The sequence below is a fragment of the Promicromonospora sukumoe 327MFSha3.1 genome, from assembly GCF_000385135.1.
GTDB lineage: Bacteria > Actinomycetota > Actinomycetes > Actinomycetales > Cellulomonadaceae > Promicromonospora > Promicromonospora sukumoe_B.
On the sequence record NZ_ARQM01000014.1, the window covers coordinates 134,616 to 152,353 of the forward strand.

Here is a 17,738-nt window from a genome sequence, read left to right on the forward strand (position 1 = left end):
GCGGGCTCAGTACGAGCAGCTGTCCAGCAGCGGCTGCAGGGCGGCCATCTCGGCCGCGTCCACGCTCAGGCCCCAGCGCGACTTCGTGTGGATCCACATCTTCGAGTAGGCGCAGCGCTTGCTCGCCAGCGGCGGCACCCACTCGGCGGGGTCCTTGTCGCTCTTCGAGCTGTTCACCTCCGCCGTGACCGCGATGAGCTGCGGGCCGGTGAGGTCGTTCGCGAAGTCCTGCCGCCGCGCCGTCGTCCACCCGTCGGCGCCCGAGCGCCAGGCCTCGGCCAGGGCCACCACGTGGTCGATCGAGATGTCGGCGGGCGCCGTGCGGGTCTGTCCGTCGTACTCGCTGTACCAGCTGCCGGACGTCGGGTAGCAGTCGCTGCCCACCTCCACGCCGTCGCCGTCACGGCGCAGGACGGTCTCGCGGGTGGTGCAGCCGTCGACGGTGATCCAGTGCGGGAAGAGGTCCCGGTCGTACGGTGCCGACTCGCTCTCGGCGCGCACCGGGAGGGCGTCGAGCTCGGACTGTGCCACCGCCTTGGACGGGAGTCCGGGCGGGTAGGCGCTCGCGGACTGGGGATGCACCACCGTCAGGAGGGCGACGAGCGCCAGCGCCAGGGCCGACGCGACGAGATGGCGGGCGCGGTGGCCGCGCCGGGGGTCTCGCTGGACGACGAGCTGCGACATGGGACAGACCTTCCTCGAGACTGACCGGGGCCCGTTCATGGTCGAGGCGTCCGGTGACACCCGAATGACCACCATGTGTAGGTTAGCGAAATTTCACCCGTTCTGACCGAGTCGTGAGACGTGAGCTCCCGGGCAGAGCACGAGGTCCGCCCCGCCCGGCGGTCCGGCACGGCGTCTGGGGAGAGGCCGTGCGGGAGGGCTCGGGGGAGGCGGACCTCGGCAGGAGTACGGGGCGGCTCAGATGGCGCCGGCGGTCAGCAGGCCGAAGTAGTAGCCGATGCCGACCAGGATCAGGGCGCCGACGGTCTCGGCGATGGCGAGCGCGAGGCCCCACTTGGCGAGCCACAGGTCGAAGCCCTCCTTGCCGGCGCGGGCGACCGCGATGGCGTTCAGGATGACGCCGATGATCGGGAGCGCGGCGAGGAAGAAGGTGACGAGGCTGAAGACCGTGGTCTGCGGGTCCTCTTCCTCCTCCTCGACGACGGCGGGAGCGGGCGCGGCGACGGCGGTCGCGGCGGCCGGAGCGGCGACCTCGGTCGAGGCTGCGGCCGCGACCGCGGGGGCCGCGGCCACCGCGGCGGCGGGCACGGTCTCGGCGACGACGGCCGGAGCGGTCTCGACGGGGGCGGTCTCGGCCGGAGCGGCCGTCTCGACCGGAGCGGTCTCGGCCGGAGCGGCCGCGGCGGGCGCCTCGGTGGCCGGCTCGGAAGCGGGGGCCTCGGTCTCTGTCTTCGCCTCGGACGTCGCCGCCGCCTCGGCGGACTCGGTCTCCACGACCTCGGTGGCAGCCGTGGCCGCGTTCTCTTCGGTCGCGGCCTCGGGGGTCGTGGTGTCGGGCGTGGTCATGGTGGTAGTGCTCCCCTGGTTGGCAGGTAGTCGGAAATGTCAGGCCATATTGTGGAGTATCCGATTGGTTCTGGATAGGGCACCGACATCTGGCCTTGGAACGACAGAGGCTGTCGCCCCCGCGGGGGCGACAGCCTCTGTGCTGTGAGTGGTGCTGCCGGGCGCGCGTGGCTGCCCGGTGCGCGCTACCTCAGGTCAGACGCCGGAGCCGGCCGGCAGCGAGAGCGCCGCGACGACGCCGAGCGCGACGAAGACCAGGTACAGCACGGTGAAGATGATCGAGAGGGCCAGACCCCACTTCGCGAGCTTGCTGTCGATGCCCGTCTTGCCGGCCTTCGACACAGCGATCGCCGAGAGGATGATCCCGATCGGGGGCGCGACGAACGCGAGGACGAAGCCGACGATCGCGATGACGTTCGCCTGCGGGTCCTGCACGGTGCCCTCGACTGCGGGTGCGTTGGGAGTCTCGGTCATGGGGGACTTCCTTTCACGGCCACACTTCCGGCCGCTCGGTTGCGGGCGCGGTGCGCCCGTACGGACCCGGGTCAGTGTGAAGCATCCGAGATGCACCAGGAAGACTTCATTGCGTTGTACGCCCGAATCGTTACTCTTGTCGATCGTGGGGCGTCACAGACGCCTGGCGTGCGCTGTCCGCTGCCTCCGGGCCGGGCGGTTCACCTGGGCGCCGATAATTACTCCACCCGAGTTCACCAGATCGTGATACTGCTGTGTAAGGATCCGAAACGGCATGCGCCGCGCTCCAGCAGGCGGCGCACCGACCGAGGGGGAGACGCGTGAACCAGGCGAAGTCGCTCGTTCCACACGTACCCCGGACCGGCCTGCGCAGGTATCTCCGGCGGGCCTGGACCGGCGCCGTCGCGACCGCGATCGCCGCGGGCGTACTGGTCACCGCGGCGGCGAGCGTTCCTGGCACGCAGGTCGCCCGCGACGGCGACGACCTGCCGATCCGGCTTTACGGGCTGCTCCAGAGCGTCACGGTCGGCGAGACCGAGACCGCCCCGCAGGGCGTCTCGCTCGCCCAGATCGTCGCGGTGCTCGAACGCGCGGAGCAGGAGGCGCAGGAGCAGGGACCCGCCTTCAGCCCCACCGTGGCGCAGGCTGCCGCCGAGCTCGGCATGCTCTACACGACCTACCAGATGCAGCAGCTCGCGTTCGGCGAGAACAACGAGGGCCTGCGCATCGAGGACGCGCCCGCGCGCGGCACGGGACCGGACGCCGGGCCCCCGTCCCGCGACTCCGACCGGGAGGACGACGCCGACGGGCGCGACGCCGGCCAGGACGCGGACGAGGAGAACACGGACGAGGGTGACTCCGGCCAGGACGACTCCGGCCAGGACGAGACCGGGACGCCGTCCGACGACGACACCCCGCCCGCCGTCCAGGTGTCGAACGAGCTCACCTCGGTGGTCGAACCGGCGGAGGACGACCCGCACGCTGGTTATGTCACCTACGACGAGGTGGTCATCGCCGCCGTCCGGCTGGCGAACATGCTGGACCCGTCGGTGCCCAACGCGCTGGTGGAGGTCGAGGGCCTCGGCGGTGTCGGCGGGCGGGCGGGCGTCTCCCTCCGTGAGAGCCTGCTCGACGTCGTCTCCGCGTTCGGCGGCTCCACGCTGGGATACTCCAACGGCCGCATCCCGACCGACGTGCTGTGCCCGCTGAGCTTCGCCCCCGGCCACATGCTGCGCTGCGACGCCGCGGAGCGCTTCACGGCGCTCAACGCGGAGTTCGAGAGGGAGTTCGGCTACCCGATCCCGATCACCGACTCCTACCGGTCCTACGAGCTGCAGGTCGCGGTGGCGAAGACCAAGCCGCACCTGGCGGCGGTCCCCGGCACGTCGAACCACGGCTGGGGCCTCGCGGTGGACCTGGGCAACCCGATCGCGGGCGGCGCCTCGGCCCAGTACGTCTGGCTGCGGCTGCACGGTCCCGACTACGGCTGGGACAACCCGTCGTGGGCCCGGATCGGCGGCGCCAAGCCCGAGCCCTGGCACTTCGAGTTCTTCGCGGCGGGCTCCATCCCGAACCGTGCGATCGACCCGTCCGACGTCGGCACCTGGACGCCGTCCGACTCGGCGACCCCGCGCTACAAGCCGTCGCCCGACCCGAAGCCGAGCGGCGGGAGCAGCGCCGGCAAGCCCGCGAAGCCGTCGGACAAGCCGGGCGCCAACCCGCCGTCGCAGAAGCCGCCGAAGCCGACGCCCAAGCCCACGCCGAGCGACCCGAAGCCGACGGAGCCCAAGCCGACGGACCCGACGACGAAGCCCACGCCGAGCCCGACTCCGACTCCGGACCCGAGCGACGACCCGTCGGAGGAGCCGACTCCGGATCCGAGCGACGAGCCCACGGAGGAGCCGACTCCGGACCCGAGCCCGGACCCGTCCGAGGAGCCGAGCCCGGACCCGTCCGATCCCGAGTGCGAGGTCGAGGTCCCGGCCGGGGCCACGGCCGAGGAGAAGGCCGCCGCCGAGAAGGCTGCCGCTGAGAAGGCCGCTGCCGAGAAGGCCGCGGACGAGGCGTCGGCGGAGGAGGGCACGTCCGCGGACGACGACGCGACCGACGAGGACCCGTGCGCGCCGGACGAGGACCCCGAGGGCACGGCCGACGCGGCGTCGTCCAGCCCCCTCGGCGTCCTCTCGAAGTCGTCGACCGTGCGGGCGAGCCGCCGGCCCCGCCGGCCGGAGCTGAGCTGACGGATGACGGCCGAGCAGACGTCGGGCGGCCGGACCGCGGGTGAGCCTGCCGTGGGCGAGCCGGTCCCGGGTGAGCCGGCCCCGGCCGGTGACCCCCGGCGGTTCCTGCGCTCCGGGCGGCTGGAGGCACTGCCGCGCCGCTGGCGGGACAAGGTCGCGGTGACGCGGTATCTGGCGGCGCAGGCGCTGCCCACGCTGCTGGAGCCGGTGACCGAGCGGGAGCTCACGGACCGGCTGCGCGAGCTGTCCTACGACCCGGTGGGTACCCGGCGTGTGATGGTTGACCACGGACTGGTGCAGCGCACGCGCGACGGGGCCGAGTACTGGCGCACCGAGCGCACCGAGTACGACGCCTGAGGAAGCGCCGCACAGGAGATACCTTGACCATATTGCGAGACAACGAAGACTCGCGTTTTCAGGATAGGAAATTCCATGAGTGAAGAACGAGCTGTCGCGGCGCTCGAGGCGGCGGGCATCCCGTTCGAGATCACCCGGCACGGTCAGGTCGCGAGCCTCGCCGAGGCGGCCGCCGCCCGCGGCGTCGAGCCGGCCAAGCTGATCAAGACGATCGTCGTGCGCCGTGCCGATGACGACTTCCTGTTCGTCCTGGTCCCCGGCGACCGGCAGATCTCGTGGCCCAAGCTGCGGGCGCTGCTGGGCGTCTCGCGGCTGTCGATGCCGAGCAAGGACGTGGCTTTCGAGGTCACGGGCTATGAGCGGGGAACCATCACCCCGTTCGGGTCGTTCCACAGGTGGCCCGTCGTCGCGGACTCCCGGCTCAGCGAGCCGGGGCCTGTGTCGATCGGCGGAGGCGCCCACGGAGTGGGTGCCACGCTCGATGCCGTCGACCTCACGTCGGCGCTCGGAGCCACGATCGCGGACGTGACCGACCCCGTCTGAGTCGCGTCCCGGACGGGCGCCGAACGGGCCCGCACCATGCGGAAGGTGGTAGTTCTCCTCCGTGCAACGTGACCGTAACGCCTTGGGGGTGGACGTAAGCCCGGTGTCGGGTGAACACTCGCCCTAGGCAATTCTTGCCCTGCCGGGGCAAGGGGTGGTCAGACAGCACCAAGAAGTGTCCAAGTTGACGTTTACGTCAGTTGTGCAGAAGCAAGTGTCAACGAAGTCGAGGCCCGACCAATGCAGGACGGAGCGAATGACCCCATGGACCCTCTCCCGTCAGACTCAGCGCAGGACATGGTTCCCGGACGCCTGGGATCCGGAATCGCCTGCCGGAACACCTACGAGGGCACGGTGCTGACCCTCTGGGGTGACATCGACGCGCTGCTGCGCGAGAACGCGAGCGAGGCGATGGCCACGCTCGCAGCACGACCCGACCCCGATCCCGTCATCGTCGACGCCCGGGACGTCACGTTCATCGACTCCTCCGGGGTCGCCTTCATCCTCCAGGTGTTCGTGCTCGGCGAGGAGACGGGATCGCCCGTCCAGCTCCGGGAGCCGTCCGCCGTCGTCATGGAGGTCCTGGACATGGTCGGCATCAGCCAGCGCATCCCGGTGGTGCGCAGCGCCGGCGCCAGCGCCTGAGTCCTGCCGCAGCACCACACCGCAGCACCACGTGAACGGCCGCGTCCCGACGGGCGCGGGAGTGGCACCCTGGTCCGGTGAAGAACTGGGCAGCGAACCTCACGTACTCCTCCGCGCGCACCGAGCGCCCCCGGACCCTCGCGGAGCTTGCCGGCATCGTCGCCGGCGAGCCCCGCGTCCGGGCCCTCGGCTCACGCCACTCGTTCTCGGACGTCGCCGACACCACGGGCGTGCACGTCCAGCTCGACCTCCTCGACGACGGCCGGCCGGCCCTCGAGGTCGACGCGGCCACGGGCGTGGCCTCCGTCCGGGCCGGACTTCGCTACGGCGACGTCGTCGCCGGGCTGCACGGCCAGGGCCGCGCCCTGACCGCCATGGCCTCCCTGCCGCACATCTCCGTGGCCGGGGCCGTCGCCACCGGCACCCACGGCTCGGGTGACGGCACGCGCTCGCTCGCGGGCGACGTCGTCGGCCTGGAGCTGGTGACCGCGTCCGGGGAGACGCTGACCCTGCGCCGCGGCGACGCCGACTTCCCCGGCGCCGTGGTGGCGCTCGGCGCGCTCGGCGTCGTGACGCGCGTCGAGCTGGCCACGGTGCCGACGTTCGACGTGCGCCAGGACGTGTTCACCGGCCTGTCCTGGGACGCCCTGGCCGAGAACCTCGACGCCGTCATGGGCAGCGCGTACTCGGTCAGCGTCTTCACGAGCTGGTTCGAGCCCGACGTCCGCATGGTCTGGTGCAAGTCCAAGGTGGACGAGATCTCGATAGGCTCGATCCGGCGCGCCGTGGGCGCCGCCCCCACCCTGCTGACCGACCTGGGGGCCGTCCCGGCGACCGGGCCGATGCATCCCCTGCCCGACGTCGCCGCCGTCGCCTGCACGGAGCAGGGCGGGGTGCCCGGGCCGTGGTTCGAGCGCCTGCCGCACTTCCGCCTCGACTTCACGCCTTCGCTGGGGGAGGAGCTCCAGTCGGAGTACCTGCTTCCGCGCGCCGCGGGGCCCGACGCCGTCCGCGCCGTGCGGGCGCTCGGTGACCGGCTCGGCCCGCTGCTGCTCACGTCCGAGATCCGCACCGTCGCCGGCGACGACCTCTGGCTCAGCACGACTCCCGGCGACAGCCTCGCACTGCACTTCACGTGGAAGCAGGACTGGCCGGCCGTGCGGGAAGCGCTGCCGGAGCTGGAGGCGGCGCTGCTGCCCCTGGGTGCGCGGCCGCACTGGGGCAAGCTGTTCACCGTCCCGGTGACCGACCTCCCGGGCCTGTACCCGCGGTTCGACGACTTCGCGGCGCTGGCGGGCCGGCTCGACCCGGCGGGCACGTTCCGCGGCGGCTACGTGGCCGAGCTGCTGGAGCGCTGAGCGGCGGGTCTGTTCGGCGCGGGTGCTCCGGGTGAACTGGTGCCCGGAGCACCTGATTTCGCACTCGGGCGATATATCCCGCAGGATCGAGGGATGAGCGACGCGCAGAGCACGACCGCGAAGCCCGAGAAGCGGGAGGAGTTCAGCGGACAGCTGGGCTTCATCCTGTCCGCCATCGGTTCGGCCGTCGGGCTGGGTAACATCTGGCGGTTCCCGGGGGTGGCCTACGAGAACGGCGGGGGCGCGTTCATCGTGCCCTACCTGATCGCGCTGCTGACGGCGGGCATCCCGATCCTCTTCCTGGACTACGCGATCGGGCACCGGTACCGCGGGTCCGCGCCCCTGGCCCTGCGCCGGGTCAAGCGCTGGCTGGAAGGCCTCGGCTGGTTCCAGGTGGCCATCTGCTTCGTCATCGCCGTGTACTACGCGGTGATCATCGCGTGGGCGCTCAGCTTCTTCGTCTACTCCTTCGACCTGCGCTGGGGTGACGACACCGCGGGGTTCTTCACCGGCACGTACCTCCAGCTGGCGGACGTCGGCGGCGCGGACCCGTGGTTCACGCTCGACTTCGTGCCCGCGGTGCTGATCCCGCTGGTCCTCGTGTGGGTGGCGACCGTCGTCGTGCTCGCCGCCGGCGTGGCCAAGGGGCTGGAGAAGGTCAACTTCGTGTTCATGCCGCTGCTGCTGCTCGCCTTCGGCACGCTCGTGGTCCGGGCGCTCTTCCTCCCCGGCGCGGCCGACGGGCTGAACGCGCTGTTCACCCCGGACTGGGGTGCCATGGCCGACCCGAACGTCTGGATCGCGGCCTACAGCCAGATCTTCTTCTCGCTCTCGATCGCGTTCGGCATCATGATCACGTACGCCTCCTACCGGAAGCGCCGGGCGAACCTGACGTCGCCCGGGTTCGTGGTCGCGTTCGCCAACTCCGGGTTCGAGGTGTTCGCGGGCATCGGCGTGTTCGCCGCGCTCGGCTTCCTCGCCCACGAGCAGGGCGTGGCCGTGGCCGAGCTGGAGGGCCTCAGCGGCCCGATCCTCGCGTTCGTCACCTTCCCGGCCCTGGTCTCCCAGATGCCGGCGGGCGGCCTCTTCGGGGCGCTGTTCTTCGGGTCGCTGGTGATGGCCGGCTACACGTCCCTGCTCTCGATCCTGCAGGTCGTGTCGGCGTCCTTCCAGGAGAAGTTCGGCTGGACGCGCGCGCAGGCCTCCGTCCGCATCGGCGTGGTGGCCGCGGTGCTCTCGGTGCTCGCCTTCTCCACCACCACCGGCCTGGTCGCACTGGACACCGTGGACCAGTGGGCCAACAACATCGGCATCGTCGCCTCGGCGGTCGCGACCACCGTCGTCATCGGGTGGGTCCTCCGGCGTACCGAGGAGATGCGGTTCCACCTCAACGCGGTGTCCACGATCCCGGTGGGTCGCTGGTGGAACTTCTGCATCGTGGTGCTCGGCCCGGTGGTCCTCACGTCCATGCTGGTCTCGCGCATCGTGACCCTGGTCCAGGACGGCTACGAGGGATACGCCGGGTGGTATCTCAACGTCATGGGGTGGGGCGTCGTCGCCCTGTTCCTCGTCGCGGCCGTCGTGCTCACCCGGATGCGGTGGCGCGTCGAGCCCGACCGGTTCGACACCTGGCCCACGTTCGGAGGTAAGTCATGAGCGGCACCGCCGTCACCCTGCTGGTCGTCGCGCTCGTCGTCGTGTGGGGCGGCCTGGCGGTGAGCATCGTGGCCCTCGTCAGGCGGCCGGAGCGGACCAGCTACCCGGCTGGCGGGGAGGACGAGGGCGGTCCCGCGGGTCGCCCGGACGGCCCGGTCGAGCGCGACACCTGACCGGTTCGTTCCCTTCCGCGCGCGGCGACGGACAAGTTCGCCGAGCGGCCGGGTTTCACGTCTTCGCAGGTCAGGAGCTGTGCGAAGGGCGAAATGTAACAGAAACATGCCCTTCATCACAGTGTGACAATGGTCTCTAAGTTGCGGGTTTACGCCAGCGACCAGTCACGGTTGGGTGAGACTCGAGTCGAGGCGCCACGTGCGCCGTCGGGTTCTCTGCTCCCCTGATGACAGAGATCTGTCGGGTCGCCGGGGGCCTCGCGAGACGTTCAAAAACTCGACCAGGAGACCCCTGATGCGCAGGCTTCCCGCCCTGACCGCCACGGCCGTACTCGCCGTGGCCACCCTCGCCCTGACCGCGTGCACCGACGCGTCGCAGCAGCCCGCCGGCTCCGACGGAGCGTCCGACGAGGCCAGCGCCGAGGCGTCGTTCGACCCCTCGACCGTCGCGGTCGACGAGGAGATCGCCGCGCTGCTCCCCCAGGAGATCGCGGACAAGGGCACGCTGACCGTCGGGTCCGACACCGCCTACGCGCCGGCCGAGTTCATCGACGCCGACGGCAAGACGCCGGTCGGGTTCGACATCGACACCATCACCGCGGTCGCGGCCGTGCTCGGCCTCGACGTCGAGGTCCAGTCGGCGGCGTTCGACGGGATCATCCCCGCCATCGGCTCCAAGTACGACGCGGGCATCTCGGCGTTCACCATCACGGACGAGCGCACCGCCGAGGCCAACATGATCAGCTACGCCGTGGCCGGCTCGCAGTACGGCGTCGCGGCGGGCAACCCCGAGGACTTCGACCCCGAGAGCCTGTGCGGCACCACCATCGGCGTGCAGACCTCGACCATCCAGGACGACGAGCTCACCGCGGCCACCGAGCAGTGCGAGAAGGACGGCGAGGAGCCGATCGACGTCGTGCGCTACGAGTCGCAGGCCGACGTCACCACCAACCTCGTGGGCGGCAAGCTCCAGGCGATGTACGCCGACTCGCCGATCACGGCCTACGCCGTCGAGCAGACCTCGGGCGAGGTCGAGACCGTCGGTGACATCCTGGACGCGGCGCCCTACGGCATCGTCGTCTCGCAGGACGACCAGGACCTGACCGACGCCGTGCAGGCCGCGGTCCAGAAGCTCATCGACGACGGCACGCTCGAGCAGGTCTTCGCGGCCTGGGGCAGCGCCGACGCCGTCGTGGAAAAGGCCGAGCTGAACCCGGCCGAGTGACCCGACCGCCGAGTGCACGGCGCCCGCGGTCCGCACCACGTGCGACTGCGGGTACCGTGCACTCAGCTTTTCCAGGAGTCATCTCACGCAAGGTTCGAGGAAAGGACAGGCTGACGTGACGACGCAGACGTCGCCGTCGGGCAGCGACCCGGTGCCCAACCGGATCCACGCGCGGCCCGTGCCCCGGCCCGGCCGCCTCGTCGCGGCCGTGGCCGTGCTCGTGCTGGCCGCCATGGCGGCCAACGCACTGATCACGAACGAGAACTTCCGCTGGGACGTGGTCTGGCTCTACCTGCGGGACATCGTGGTGATCCGCGGTGTCATGTGGACCCTGGTCCTCACGTTCGGCTCCATGGCCATCGCCGTGGTGCTCGCCGTCGCGCTCGCGATGATGCGCCGGTCGGACAACCCGGTCATGCGCTCGGTGAGCTGGGCGTGGATCTGGTTCTTCCGCGGGACGCCGATCTACACGCAGCTCATCTTCTGGGGCCTGCTCGCCGTGCTGTACCCGCGGCTGTCGCTGGGCATCCCGTTCGGGCCGGAGTTCTTCTCCTTCCGCACGGACGAGGTGCTCACCGCGTTCTGGCTGGCGCTGTTCGGCCTCGCGTTCAACGAGTCGGCCTACCTGGCCGAGATCGTGCGCGCGGGCCTGACCTCCGTGGACCCCGGGCAGACCGAGGCCGCGAAGGCGCTCGGCATGAAGGACGGCAAGATCATGCGCCGCGTGATCCTGCCCCAGGCCATGCGCGTGATCGTGCCGCCGACGGGCAACGAGACGATCTCGATGCTCAAGACCACCTCCCTGGTGGTCGCCGTGCCGCTCACGTTCGAGCTGACCTACGCCACCAGCGCGATCGGCAACCGCACCTTCCTGCCCATCCCGCTGCTGGTCATCGCGGCGCTCTGGTACCTGCTCATCACCTCGATCCTGATGGTGGGCCAGCACTACCTGGAGCAGTACTACGGGCGCGGGTTCGGCACGAGCACGCGGCGCCGCGGCCGGGGCAAGGGCCCGGCCGGCGGCAAGCAGGCGGCGATCGCCGCGGCCGGGACCGTGCAGGACGACGTGAACAAGGACGTGACACCATGAGCGCCCCCACCGATGCCGCGGCCGTCCCGGCCGCCTCGACGGACATGGTCTCCGTCCGCGCCGTGCACAAGGTGTTCGGCCACGGGCACGACGCCGTGCACGTGCTCAAGGGCGTCGACCTCGACGTCCCGCGCGGCTCGGTCACGGTGATCCTGGGCCCGTCGGGCTCCGGCAAGTCCACCCTCCTGCGCTGCATCAACGAGCTGGAGGAGATCACCGGCGGCTCCGTCGTCGTGGGCGGCGACCTGATGGGCTACCGCAAGGACGACAAGGGGGTCCTGCACCGGCTGCACCCCAAGGTGGTCGCGAAGCAGCGCTCGCGGATCGGCATGGTGTTCCAGCGGTTCCACCTGTTCCCGCACATGACGGCGGTCGAGAACATCATGGAGGCGCCCGTCCAGGTGCGAGGGCTGACCAAGAAGGCGGCCAGGCAGCGCGCGCTGGAGCTGATCGAGCGGGTGGGGCTGTCCGACCGGACCGACCACTACCCGGCCCAGCTCTCGGGCGGCCAGCAGCAGCGTGTGGCCATCGCGCGGGCGCTCGCCATGGACCCCGAGCTCATGCTGTTCGACGAGCCGACGTCGGCGCTGGACCCCGAGCTCGTGGGCGAGGTGCTCTCCGTGATGCAGGACCTGGCCCGGTCCGGCATGACCATGATCGTCGTGACCCACGAGATCGGGTTCGCCCGCGAGGTCGCCGACCACGTGGTGTTCATGGACGACGGCGTCATCGTCGAGTCCGGCCCGCCCAGGAGGGTGCTGGACGACCCGCGGGAGCAGCGCACCAAGGACTTCCTGGCGCACGTGCTCTGACCTCGGGAGACGCAGGTCACACGGGTCCGTCGAGGAACCGCTCCGACAAGAGCGCAACCTCGGCGGGCCCGCTCTGCGTCTAAGGTGCATGACGCAGACGAGGCGGCGCGCGGCGCGCCGCGGACCCACGCCGGGGCAGGGCGCCGGCCACGCCTCCGGGCGGTGTACCGGATGAGCGAGGTGGCGGTGAGCCTGGAACCCGAGCGGGGCACCGGCGAGATCCCGGTGGTGCGCAGCGGCCAGGACCCGGTCGCGGACTTCACGGCGTTCGCGCAGGCCAGCACCCCGGCGCTGTACCGGATCGCGTATCTGCTGAGCGGTGACGAGCACCGCGCCAAGGACCTGGTGCAGCTCGCGCTGGAGCGCACGTTCAAGGCCTGGAAGAAGGTGGCCGACGGCGACCCGTTCGCCTACGCGCGCCGTGTCCTGTCCACGGCCCGGATCGACACCTGGCGCCGTACCCGCCGCGAGGTGCTCACCGACGAGCCGGTGCTCGGTCTGCGCGAGGCGAGCACCCCGGCGTCGGACGCCGAGCTGGCCGAGCGGGACCGCCTGGTCCGCGCCCTCCTGGCGCTCACCGTCAAGCAGCGGCGGGTGGTGGTGCTGCGCTACCTGCTCGACCGGTCCGAGGCCGACACGGCCGCAGAGCTGGGCATCTCCACCGGGACGGTCAAGTCCACCGCCTCACGCGCCCTGGAGCGCCTGCGCACCCTCGTGGTGCCGACCGGCGAAGGGAGCCGATCATGAACGTGCACGACATCCACGCCAAGAAGGACGCCGCGCTGCTGGCCGGCATGAAGGCGACCGGCTCGGCGATCAGGCCGCCGGCCGACCTCGACGCCGCCGCCATGGCGACGCGCGCCGTGCGCAACGTGCGCCGGCGCCGGGTCGTGGCCACGGCGACCGCCTGCGTGGCCGCGGTGGTGCTGGCCGGCGCGGGCATCAGCGCGGCCGGGGCGTTCTACGCCGGCCAGCAGGAGCCCCTGCCCGGCACGGTGAAGACCACGGCCAAGGGGGCCCCGTCCGACGAGCCGTCGTCGACGAGCTCGACGGCGGACCTGGCCGACGAGCCCACCGACGAGCCCACCGAGTACCTGGAGACCGGTGGCGGCACGCTGCCGGTGCTGGCGGGTGTCGAGCACGGCGTGGTCGACGGAGCGGGTGCCGCGCCCTACATCCTCGGCGGGCTCTGGTACGAGGTCCCGGCCGGCGGCTGGATCGCCGTCGGCGACGTCAACGCGGGCGGCGTGGCCGGCTGGCTCGCCCCGGACCACCCGGAGGCGGACGGCCTCGGCGAGACCGGCACCATCGACGACATGGACGCCACGATCGAGCTGCGCAACGTGTTCGACGTCGCGGGCTGGACCGCACCGGCGAAGGACTCGGGCGCGACGACGATCGACATCGACGGCGCGGACCTCGTCGTCATCGAGCGGCACGAGCGGGAGGGCAAGATCCGGCCCGCCACCATCACGGTCCGCAGCGGTGACGAGGGCTGGATCATCGACACCCGGTTCGCGGCGACCGAGCAGGGCGACAAGATGCTCCGCGACTTCGTCGGGAACCTCTGGCTCAAGGAGGCGGGTGAGCCCGACTGGTACCTGCCGGAGTTCTCGGCCCCGGTGCTCGACGCCATCGAGCGCGGGATCCCGGCCGGCTGGGAGCGGACCGAGCACAACGGGCTGACGTTCGGGGTGCCGGAGGGCTGGACCTCGGCGGAGACCGACGGCGAGTTCTCCCCGGGCGTGGAGTGGACCGGGCCGACGGTCATGTACGTCGAACCCGGCCTCGACGAGGACACGCTGAACATGTGGACCGACGCCACCGCCGAGGAGAAGGCGCGCGCCGCCGAGGACAAGGACGTGTTCGAGCGGGTCTATGTCCAGGGCGGCAAGCCCGGCGGCGTCTGGTGGACGCCGTCCGGCCGGCCGGGGTCCAAGATGATCGACGTCCCCGGCGCCGACTACGCCGAGGTGATCCCGACCGCGCACAACGTCGACGGGGAGACCGACTACTACTGGGTCGACATCTACGTCCACCAGGAGGACCGGGGCGAGAACCTGTTCCTCGTGGTCGAGTTCGACGGCGGCGAGCAGGGCCTGCGGGACCTCCACACGTTCCTGGGGACGCTGGACTTCCGCCGCTGATTGCGCCAGACGAAGCACGTGTCAGACGTACAGGTCACCCCGGTGATCTGAGTGTCTGACACGTGCTTCGTCGTCCCGGGAAATTTTTCTGAACCAATATGGAACCTTCGTCCCGGTCGGGCCGTGTTCCGTTCGTGACAGTCACGAGTCCGCGCGTTCGAGCGCCAGAGTCCCGGGCACCCAAGCCCGTGGTCCTGCGCGTCGTGCGTGCCGACTCCAGCTCTGCGGACGACCTGGAGACCGTGACCACCCAGCAGAACACCCCAGACTCCTCATCCACCACGACGCCGAAGGCAGACTCCGTCCCCACGACCCGGCCACTCACGGTGGTGCGAGGTGGGGGCCAGGATGACGTAACCTCGCTGCCCGTGCGTACCGACCGGCCCAGGGCCACTCACGCGCGCAGGACCGCCCAGATCTCGAAGAACGAAGAGTTCACGGCGTTCATGCGAGAGGCCAAGGATCCGCTGCACCGGATGGCCTTCCTCCTCAGCGGTGACGCCCACCGCGCCGAGGAGCTCACGCAGCAGACCTTCGAGCGCTGCTACCGGCACTGGCACAAGGCCCGGCAGGGCGACCCGCTGGTGTACGCGCGGCGTGTGCTGGCGAACCTGCGCATCGACGCCTGGCGCCGCACGCGGCGCGAGGTGCTGACCGGGCCCGACGAGCTGCCGCAGGAGGACACCCGCGCGGCCCGCCCGGCGACCCGGATGCCCACGCGCACCGTGGACGACCGCGACACCGTCGTGCGCGCCCTGCTGCGCCTCCCGCTCAAGCAGCGCCGGGTCGTGGTGCTGCGCCACCTGCTCGACCTGTCGGAGTCCGAGGTCTCCAGCGAGCTCGGCATCCCCCTCGGCACCGTCAAGTCCACTGCCTCGCGCGGCCTCGCCCACCTGCGCGCGATCCTCGATCTCGATTCTCTGGGCGGAACGCGATGAACATGAACCTCTCCCACGGCGCTCCTGACGACGACTTCGTCGCCCGGCTCCGCGAGTCGGCGCACGCGTCGGTGCCCGAGTCGACGCTCGACCTGGACGGCGTCCTGCGGTCGAGCCGGCGCAAGCACACCGCACGGCGGGCCGGCGTCTCGCTGGCCTCGACGCTCGTGCTGGCCACGGCGGGTGCCGGAGTGGCGGGCGCGCTCCCGGGGATCCCGGGGCTCTGGAGCAGTGCCCCGGTAGAGGTCACGCCCCTCGGCACGCCGGAGCCGATGGCGACGGTCGACGTCGAGCCCGCGCCGTCGCCGACGGACATCCCGACGCCGGACCCGGCCACGGAGCTCGCGGAGCTGGCGCCCGGGGTGACGTCCGTGGCGCAGCCGGCGGCCTACCGGGTGGACTCGAACACCGCCGTGCTCGACCTCGGCCTCCCGGCGGGGAACGGCGACCGCTACCTGGCGGTCGTCACCCTGGCGAAGATCGACGGCCGGCACAGCGCCACCGACCTGGAGGTCCTGGCGGGCGGCGACACCGCCCTGCAGAACCTCCGCGCGGGGAACCTCGGCGGAACCCTGCTCTGGCGCGGCGTCACGTCCGACGCGATGGTCCTGCCGTCCGACGGCGGACCGGCCCTCGTGTTCGGCTTCTCCTCCGGTGCGAAGGAGGGGGACCAGTTCCTGGTCTTCGACGACCCGCAGACCGATGGTGCCGCGGACGCGCAGGGGGCGTCCGCGTCACCGGGGCCGGGGGCGGACGCCGCCTCCGGCGCACCCGAGGCCGGCGCGTCGCTGCGGGTCACCCCGTTCGACGTGCTCGGCGACGGCACCGTGTGGATGCGCGTGCTGCAGGTGGACCGGTCGACGGCGGAGCCGCGGGGATTCGTCTACGCGAGCAAGAACACCTGGAGCGCCTCCTGGTGCCGCAGCACCTCGCCCGAGTGCGCCGTCATCCACGACGTCGCCGGGAAGTCCGTGGACACGCCCCGGGCCGCCGAGCCCGCGCCGATGGTCGCGGAGCTCGCGCCGATGCTGGTCGAGGACCCGCAGGCGAACGAGGTGCCCGCTATGGAGACCTGCGTCGCGCAGCGCACCGACAGCGGCTGGACGGCTCCGGCGGAGCTCACCGGCAAGTCGTTCTGGCGGGCGCCCAAGGGGGTCGACCCCGACGTCTGGCGGCTGTGCCTCATCGACATGAGCGAGGCGCTGCAGCTCGCCTCGGCCGGCGAGGTCCGGCCCGACGGCGGCGTGTCACCCAGCCCTGCTCCCAGCGAGGAGCAGACCCAAGCTCCCGAGAACGAGGATCCCCTCGGTCTCGGTGAACTCCTGGAGGGACTCTTCGGGGGTTAGAGACTTCCCGGTCCGCGTCTCGTCTGGGGAGATGGCGTGGGCCGGGAACAACCGAGCGGGCCGAGACAGAATCTGGGGATCTGTCTCGGCCCGCTCATTCTTGCGCCGGTGCGGTGGGTCGGAGCTACTCGCCGTCCTCGCACGCGATGCCGTTGTTGTTCCGGTCGAGGTGCGGCATGTAGCCCGGCTGGGTGTTGGGCAGGGGCGCCGCGCCCGCGGCACGCACCGCGTCGCAGCTCCAGTAGAAGACGGTGCCCGGGTTCCCGTTGCCGTTCCCGTTGTTCTCCTGCTCCTGCTCTTCCTGCTGCTGTTGCTGCTCCTGCTGTTGCTGCTGCTCCTGCTGCTGCTTGAGCGCGGCCTCCTGCTCCTTGACCTGCGCCTCCCGGTCCCCGAGCGCCTGCTCGCGCTTGGCCACCTCGTCGCGCTGCTTGTCGACCTGGGCGCGGTCGGCCTCGATCTCGGCGCGCTGCTCGTCGATGCCGGACTGGATGTTCTGGGCGTCCGAGATCGCCTGGTTGGCGTCGGCCTGCTGGCCCGCGGTGACGATCACGCCGATGATCACGCCGAGCGCGAGACCGGCGATGCCGATGGCGACCATCAGGCCGGCGCCCGGACCACGTCGCTGCGACCCGCCGGGCCGCTGACCCGGGCCCACGGGCCCGGGCGCGACGGTGCCGACGGGGATCGAGCCGCCCGACCGGCGGTTCGCGTCGTCGATGCTCAGCGGGCCGGGGCCCGAGCCACCGGGTCGCTGTTCGGCCGGCGGCGTCGTCTTGCGGCCACCGAGGCCCTTGATCGCGGCGAGCACGCCCGACGCCGGGCCCTTGGCCGACGTCTCGGGCGGCGGAGGCGGCGGCGCCGTGCCGGGCTGCGGCGGGTAGACCGGCTGCGGGCCGGAGCCCGGGCGCGGGGCGCCTGCCGGCGGGGCGCCGATGGGCGCCATCGTCATGGTCGAGCCCATCGCCTCGGCGGGCAGCACGGCCGGGGGCGCGGGCGCCGGGCGCCGGGCGGGGGCGTCGATCACCTGGATCGCGACGGTGCGGGTGTCTCCGCCTCCGTCCGGGGCGCCTGCGGGCGCCGGGGGCGCGGGGGGTGCCGGCGGGGCGGCGGCAGTGGGTCCGGAATCGGGCTGGGGGGCGGCGTCGGGGCGGTCGACCCAGTAGTCCCAACCGGGCGGGGCCGGTGGCCACGACGGGTCGGGAGC

General features: G+C 71.7%; 18 protein-coding genes. 14 read left to right on the top strand and 4 right to left on the bottom strand.

All coding sequences use genetic code 11. From position 1 onward, the window contains the following. Positions 1-6: 6 nt before the first annotated feature. From H291_RS0123060 to H291_RS0123075, 3 genes are all read right to left on the bottom strand, one after another. Positions 7-684: an HNH endonuclease family protein gene (locus H291_RS0123060; RefSeq protein WP_020017392.1), complete on the bottom strand. Its 678-nt coding sequence runs from the start codon at positions 682-684 to the stop codon at positions 7-9. Between the two features lie 237 nt (positions 685-921). Continuing rightward, complete coding sequence (locus H291_RS32915) at positions 922-1,530, bottom strand: hypothetical protein (RefSeq protein ID WP_051109609.1); 609 nt, start codon at positions 1,528-1,530, stop codon at positions 922-924. Positions 1,531-1,725: 195 nt separating this feature from the next. After that, positions 1,726-2,004 carry a hypothetical protein gene (locus tag H291_RS0123075; RefSeq protein ID WP_020017394.1) on the bottom strand — a complete coding sequence of 93 codons (279 nt, stop codon included), beginning with the start codon at positions 2,002-2,004 and terminating at the stop codon, positions 1,726-1,728. 320 nt (positions 2,005-2,324) lie between these two features. Between H291_RS0123075 and H291_RS32920 the strand changes: the two genes are divergently transcribed. From H291_RS32920 to H291_RS0123145, 14 genes are all read left to right on the top strand, one after another. Further along, positions 2,325-4,244 carry a D-alanyl-D-alanine carboxypeptidase family protein gene (locus tag H291_RS32920; protein ID WP_020017395.1) on the top strand — a complete coding sequence of 640 codons (1,920 nt, stop codon included), beginning with the start codon at positions 2,325-2,327 and terminating at the stop codon, positions 4,242-4,244. 3 nt (positions 4,245-4,247) lie between these two features. Beyond that, positions 4,248-4,601 (top strand): DUF2087 domain-containing protein, encoded by a 354-nt coding sequence (locus H291_RS31395; protein WP_020017396.1) that lies wholly within the window; start codon positions 4,248-4,250, stop codon positions 4,599-4,601. 75 nt (positions 4,602-4,676) lie between these two features. Then, positions 4,677-5,144 carry an aminoacyl-tRNA deacylase gene (locus H291_RS0123090; protein ID WP_020017397.1) on the top strand — a complete coding sequence of 156 codons (468 nt, stop codon included), beginning with the start codon at positions 4,677-4,679 and terminating at the stop codon, positions 5,142-5,144. Between the two features lie 297 nt (positions 5,145-5,441). Then, positions 5,442-5,789, top strand: a complete 348-nt coding sequence (locus H291_RS0123095; protein ID WP_020017398.1) for an STAS domain-containing protein — start codon at positions 5,442-5,444, stop codon at positions 5,787-5,789. Between the two features lie 77 nt (positions 5,790-5,866). Next, positions 5,867-7,147, top strand: a complete 1,281-nt coding sequence (locus H291_RS0123100; RefSeq protein ID WP_020017399.1) for an FAD-binding protein — start codon at positions 5,867-5,869, stop codon at positions 7,145-7,147. Between the two features lie 93 nt (positions 7,148-7,240). Further along, the gene (locus H291_RS0123105) at positions 7,241-8,803 is read left to right on the top strand and encodes a sodium-dependent transporter (RefSeq protein WP_020017400.1); all 1,563 of its coding nucleotides are present in this window, start codon (positions 7,241-7,243) and stop codon (positions 8,801-8,803) included. Beyond that, positions 8,800-8,976, top strand: a complete 177-nt coding sequence (locus H291_RS33500; RefSeq protein ID WP_020017401.1) for a methionine/alanine import family NSS transporter small subunit — start codon at positions 8,800-8,802, stop codon at positions 8,974-8,976. The genes H291_RS0123105 and H291_RS33500 overlap by 4 nt, the downstream gene beginning before the upstream one ends. A gap of 295 nt (positions 8,977-9,271) precedes the next feature. Next, positions 9,272-10,201, top strand: a complete 930-nt coding sequence (locus H291_RS0123115) for an ABC transporter substrate-binding protein (RefSeq protein ID WP_020017402.1) — start codon at positions 9,272-9,274, stop codon at positions 10,199-10,201. A 115-nt stretch (positions 10,202-10,316) separates the two neighbouring features. After that, positions 10,317-11,291: an amino acid ABC transporter permease gene (locus tag H291_RS0123120; RefSeq protein ID WP_020017403.1), complete on the top strand. Its 975-nt coding sequence runs from the start codon at positions 10,317-10,319 to the stop codon at positions 11,289-11,291. Beyond that, positions 11,288-12,103 carry an amino acid ABC transporter ATP-binding protein gene (locus H291_RS0123125; RefSeq protein WP_020017404.1) on the top strand — a complete coding sequence of 272 codons (816 nt, stop codon included), beginning with the start codon at positions 11,288-11,290 and terminating at the stop codon, positions 12,101-12,103. The genes H291_RS0123120 and H291_RS0123125 overlap by 4 nt, the downstream gene beginning before the upstream one ends. Before the next feature lie 171 nt (positions 12,104-12,274). Continuing rightward, complete coding sequence (locus H291_RS0123130) at positions 12,275-12,850, top strand: SigE family RNA polymerase sigma factor (RefSeq protein WP_020017405.1); 576 nt, start codon at positions 12,275-12,277, stop codon at positions 12,848-12,850. Further along, positions 12,847-14,250: a hypothetical protein gene (locus H291_RS0123135; protein ID WP_020017406.1), complete on the top strand. Its 1,404-nt coding sequence runs from the start codon at positions 12,847-12,849 to the stop codon at positions 14,248-14,250. The genes H291_RS0123130 and H291_RS0123135 overlap by 4 nt, the downstream gene beginning before the upstream one ends. A gap of 368 nt (positions 14,251-14,618) precedes the next feature. After that, positions 14,619-15,188, top strand: a complete 570-nt coding sequence (locus H291_RS34670; RefSeq protein WP_051109610.1) for a SigE family RNA polymerase sigma factor — start codon at positions 14,619-14,621, stop codon at positions 15,186-15,188. A 2-nt stretch (positions 15,189-15,190) separates the two neighbouring features. Beyond that, on the top strand, positions 15,191-16,534 hold the full coding sequence (locus H291_RS0123145; protein WP_033327772.1) for a hypothetical protein: 1,344 nt from the start codon (positions 15,191-15,193) through the stop codon (positions 16,532-16,534). 124 nt (positions 16,535-16,658) lie between these two features. Here H291_RS0123145 and H291_RS34675 read toward each other — a convergent pair whose 3' ends face one another. Further along, entirely contained in the window at positions 16,659-17,558 is a 900-nt protein-coding gene (locus H291_RS34675; protein ID WP_020017409.1) for an excalibur calcium-binding domain-containing protein, read from the bottom strand. Between the last annotated feature and the right edge of the window lie 180 nt (positions 17,559-17,738).

Bases quoted from the DNA above. Each gene is read 5' to 3' on its own strand.
- H291_RS0123060 (WP_020017392.1), bottom strand. From the start codon at position 684: ATGTCGCAGCTCGTCGTCCAGCGAGACCCCCGGCGCGGCCACCGCGCC.
- H291_RS32915 (WP_051109609.1), bottom strand. From the start codon at position 1,530: ATGACCACGCCCGACACCACGACCCCCGAGGCCGCGACCGAAGAGAAC.
- H291_RS0123075 (WP_020017394.1), bottom strand. From the start codon at position 2,004: ATGACCGAGACTCCCAACGCACCCGCAGTCGAGGGCACCGTGCAGGAC.
- H291_RS31395 (WP_020017396.1), top strand. From the start codon at position 4,248: ATGACGGCCGAGCAGACGTCGGGCGGCCGGACCGCGGGTGAGCCTGCC.
- H291_RS0123090 (WP_020017397.1), top strand. From the start codon at position 4,677: ATGAGTGAAGAACGAGCTGTCGCGGCGCTCGAGGCGGCGGGCATCCCG.
- H291_RS0123095 (WP_020017398.1), top strand. From the start codon at position 5,442: ATGGTTCCCGGACGCCTGGGATCCGGAATCGCCTGCCGGAACACCTAC.
- H291_RS0123105 (WP_020017400.1), top strand. From the start codon at position 7,241: ATGAGCGACGCGCAGAGCACGACCGCGAAGCCCGAGAAGCGGGAGGAG.
- H291_RS33500 (WP_020017401.1), top strand. From the start codon at position 8,800: ATGAGCGGCACCGCCGTCACCCTGCTGGTCGTCGCGCTCGTCGTCGTG.
- H291_RS0123115 (WP_020017402.1), top strand. From the start codon at position 9,272: ATGCGCAGGCTTCCCGCCCTGACCGCCACGGCCGTACTCGCCGTGGCC.
- H291_RS0123125 (WP_020017404.1), top strand. From the start codon at position 11,288: ATGAGCGCCCCCACCGATGCCGCGGCCGTCCCGGCCGCCTCGACGGAC.
- H291_RS0123130 (WP_020017405.1), top strand. From the start codon at position 12,275: ATGAGCGAGGTGGCGGTGAGCCTGGAACCCGAGCGGGGCACCGGCGAG.
- H291_RS0123135 (WP_020017406.1), top strand. From the start codon at position 12,847: ATGAACGTGCACGACATCCACGCCAAGAAGGACGCCGCGCTGCTGGCC.
- H291_RS0123145 (WP_033327772.1), top strand. From the start codon at position 15,191: ATGAACCTCTCCCACGGCGCTCCTGACGACGACTTCGTCGCCCGGCTC.